Annotated in this window: 5 protein-coding genes; 2 read left to right on the top strand and 3 right to left on the bottom strand. The window is 59.6% G+C overall.

What is annotated here, in order from left to right:
- Positions 1 to 119 precede the first annotated feature (119 nt).
- From ACLTXB_RS18570 to ACLTXB_RS18580, 3 genes are all read right to left on the bottom strand, one after another.
- Positions 120 to 440, bottom strand: coding sequence for a putative heavy metal-binding protein (locus ACLTXB_RS18570; RefSeq protein WP_374737413.1), 321 nt, complete (start codon positions 438 to 440; stop codon positions 120 to 122).
- Between the two features lie 38 nt (positions 441 to 478).
- The gene (locus ACLTXB_RS18575) at positions 479 to 772 is read right to left on the bottom strand and encodes a Dabb family protein (RefSeq protein ID WP_110441106.1); all 294 of its coding nucleotides are present in this window, start codon (positions 770 to 772) and stop codon (positions 479 to 481) included.
- A gap of 64 nt (positions 773 to 836) precedes the next feature.
- Positions 837 to 1646 (bottom strand): hypothetical protein, encoded by an 810-nt coding sequence (locus tag ACLTXB_RS18580; protein WP_428227966.1) that lies wholly within the window; start codon positions 1644 to 1646, stop codon positions 837 to 839.
- A 153-nt stretch (positions 1647 to 1799) separates the two neighbouring features.
- Here ACLTXB_RS18580 and ACLTXB_RS18585 point away from each other — a divergent pair, with 153 nt between their 5' ends.
- Both ACLTXB_RS18585 and ACLTXB_RS18590 read left to right on the top strand, forming a co-directional pair.
- A complete protein-coding gene (locus ACLTXB_RS18585; RefSeq protein WP_428227967.1) occupies positions 1800 to 2306 on the top strand; it encodes a YqeG family HAD IIIA-type phosphatase in 507 nt (168 codons plus the stop codon).
- The coding region (locus tag ACLTXB_RS18590; protein WP_428227968.1) for a TIM barrel protein at positions 2303 to 2765 on the top strand (463 nt) is incomplete at its 3' end. The genes ACLTXB_RS18585 and ACLTXB_RS18590, both read left to right, overlap by 4 nt.

Genomic DNA, 2765 nt, shown 5'->3' on the forward strand with positions numbered 1-2765 from the left:
AAAAGCCCCTATTCACAGGTAAAACCTAATCTAGCACAATCGGGTCTGCCCGTCAAGTGTTTTTTCAAAAAAATTCAAGATTTCCCGCCTCCGGGGAACACCCGGAGGCGGGAGAAGATTCAGCGCAGAGTAACGGCGGTGCCGCTGACGGTGACCATCAGCATTCCATTGTTGGAACCCAGCACCTCATAGTCCACATCGATACCCACCACCGCATCGGCGCCCAGACGGGCGGCACGCTGCTCCAGCTCCTGGAGCGCCTGCTCCCGGGCCGAAGTCAGCTCATCCTCATAGGTGGCGGAGCGCCCGCCGAAGAAGTTGCTCAGACCGGCGGTAAAGTCTTTGATCACATCCACGCCGGAAATGACCTCGCCGAAGACGATGCCCTTGTACTCGGCAATGGAGCGGCCTTCCACACTGGGAGTAGTAGTGAGGATCATAGCAATCTTCCCTTCTTTGTTATAGGTTGTGGATCCGATCAGAAATCGCAGCAGCGGCGGTCACAGAAGTTTTCTTTGATCAGGGGGAGCACCGCCTGGTGGGCGGGGTGGTTCTGGTAGGCAGGCAGATCTTCCGGGCAGGAGACCTCAGAATAGAGCACCAGGTCGCAGTTGCTGCTGTCCATGGGGGGGCAGTGGGCCTGAATGTGGACAAGACCCGGGATCTGTCCCTGGAGAGCGTTGAGCTGCTCCACGACCTGGACAGCCAGCTCCTTGCGCTGCTGCTCGGTCAGTTCAGGCTTGAAATTCCAGGAAACAATGTGACGAACCATGATGGGACATCCTTTCATTTCTCAAATTTAGATGGCTTTATTATAAAGGTATGGAGAAGGTTCGTCAACGAAGAATCTGGGAACGGCTGGGGAAAGAAGAGGACAGTCCCAGAGCCGGGACGGCGTCCTGTAGATCGGACCACGCACCTAAAATTGTGGGGATGGACAGCTGCCGGGCGATCTCCACCTTTTTGGCCATGGTCTGAGCATCGTCAAAGAGGACGAAATGCGCCCCTGAGTCCCGGCTCATGTAAGTAAAATAGCGGGCGCACAGCTCCCGGGAGAAAAAGACAGAGGGACTGCGCTCCTCCATCAGCTGGTGCAGCTGCTTTTGGGTCAGCGGACGGCCGCTTCCGGTAGGGGAGGGGAGAAAGAAATCCTCTGCCGTCCTCTGAAGAGCCAATACGACCCGCTCCCGGCCAAAGCGCTGCTGGGCCTCCTCCAGCCGCAGTTCCAGAGAGCCTCCGGACAGGGCGGAGGAGATCATCACCTGGGTGTGGGGAGAGCAAGAGGCGTAGTGCTCGGGCACAAGCAGGGCCCAATTCCTTCGGGCGCACTCTTTGCCCAGTTGGGCCACGGTCTCTTCCAGTGGGGGCAGCCGGCCGGCCTCAAAGTCGCATACCACACCGGTAAAATTCCGGGCGGCACACTCCCGTATCACCTCCTGACAGAAGGGGCCGGGACGGCCCAGACCGTCAAAGTCCCGGCAGTCCAGTACCATCCATCCACCGGAAGGGGCCGAACTGCCTCCGGTGCGGAACAGGTGGGGCCCCTGGCCCATACGGTAGGCCAGGTGGGCGGGGGTGACAGGCAGGCCCCGGATCTCCCGGAGTTGGTCCGGTGTGACAGTGATGGAAAAGCGAATGGAAGACATGGTGACTCCCCCTTGTCCAAATTTTTCGAACGTGATATGATAATGCTTGGCGCATTATGATATGCCCTGCACGGCCGAAACGGCCGCAGGCCGGTCCGGTCTTAGACACTCTATGAGACCGGCAGGAAAACTAGAACAAAGGAGGACACATTCGTGCCCTTTTCACCGATTCCCCGGGGGGTCTACCCCTCGGTGACCAGTTTGGACCCGAAAAAGTTAAAGGAGAAGGGAATCACCCTGGTGCTGGCTGATCTGGACAACACCCTGGTGCCCTACAAGGTGCTGGAGCCTTCCCCTGAGGTGGCCGCCTGGATGACAGCGCTGAAGGGGGAGGGGATCGACCTGTTCCTTCTGTCCAACAGCCGTAAGCCCGGCCGGGCTCAAAAGTTTGCCCAGCAGGTGGGAATCCCCTATCAGGGACACTCGGGCAAGCCCAAGAAAGCGGGCTACCTGAAGGCTATGGAGCGCATGGGCCGCACCCCGCAGGAGACAGTGATGGTGGGGGACCAGATCTTCACCGACACCCTGGGAGCCAATCGGGCGGGGGTGACTCCTCTGCTCATCCAGCCTATCCGTCTGGCGGGCAATCCCGGGCGGTATATCCGCTACGCGGCAGAGACCCCCTTCCGCCTGCTGGGAGGAAGGAGGCCCTTCCTGTGAGTGCACAATTTGGCCCGGCGGGCAATGCGGAGAGCTTTTCCAAGGTCCACAAATCCTCCCTGGCTGCTCCGGCCTGGATCGCCCAGCAGGGACTGGACTGCTACGAGTACCAGTGCGGTAAGGGAGTCCACGTGGGCGAGGATACCGCCCGGAAGCTGGGAGAGAAAGCACGTGAGGCAGGCATCGCCCTGTCTGTCCATGCTCCCTACTTTATTAACTTAGCCAACCCCGACCCGGAAAGCCGGGCAAAGACCACCAATTATGTGCTGGAGAGCTGCTTTGTAGCCCAGGTGATGGGAGCGGAGCGGATCGTGATCCACTCCGGGGCGCTTATGAAGCGCAGCCGCCAGGAGGCCCTGGACATCGCCAAGGAGACCTTGAAGCAGGTGCTGGAGGCCTGTGACCGGCAAGGGTATGGGAACATTACCCTGTGTCCGGAGACCATGGGCAAGATCAACC

The sequence above is a fragment of the Flintibacter sp. genome (assembly GCF_046973065.1).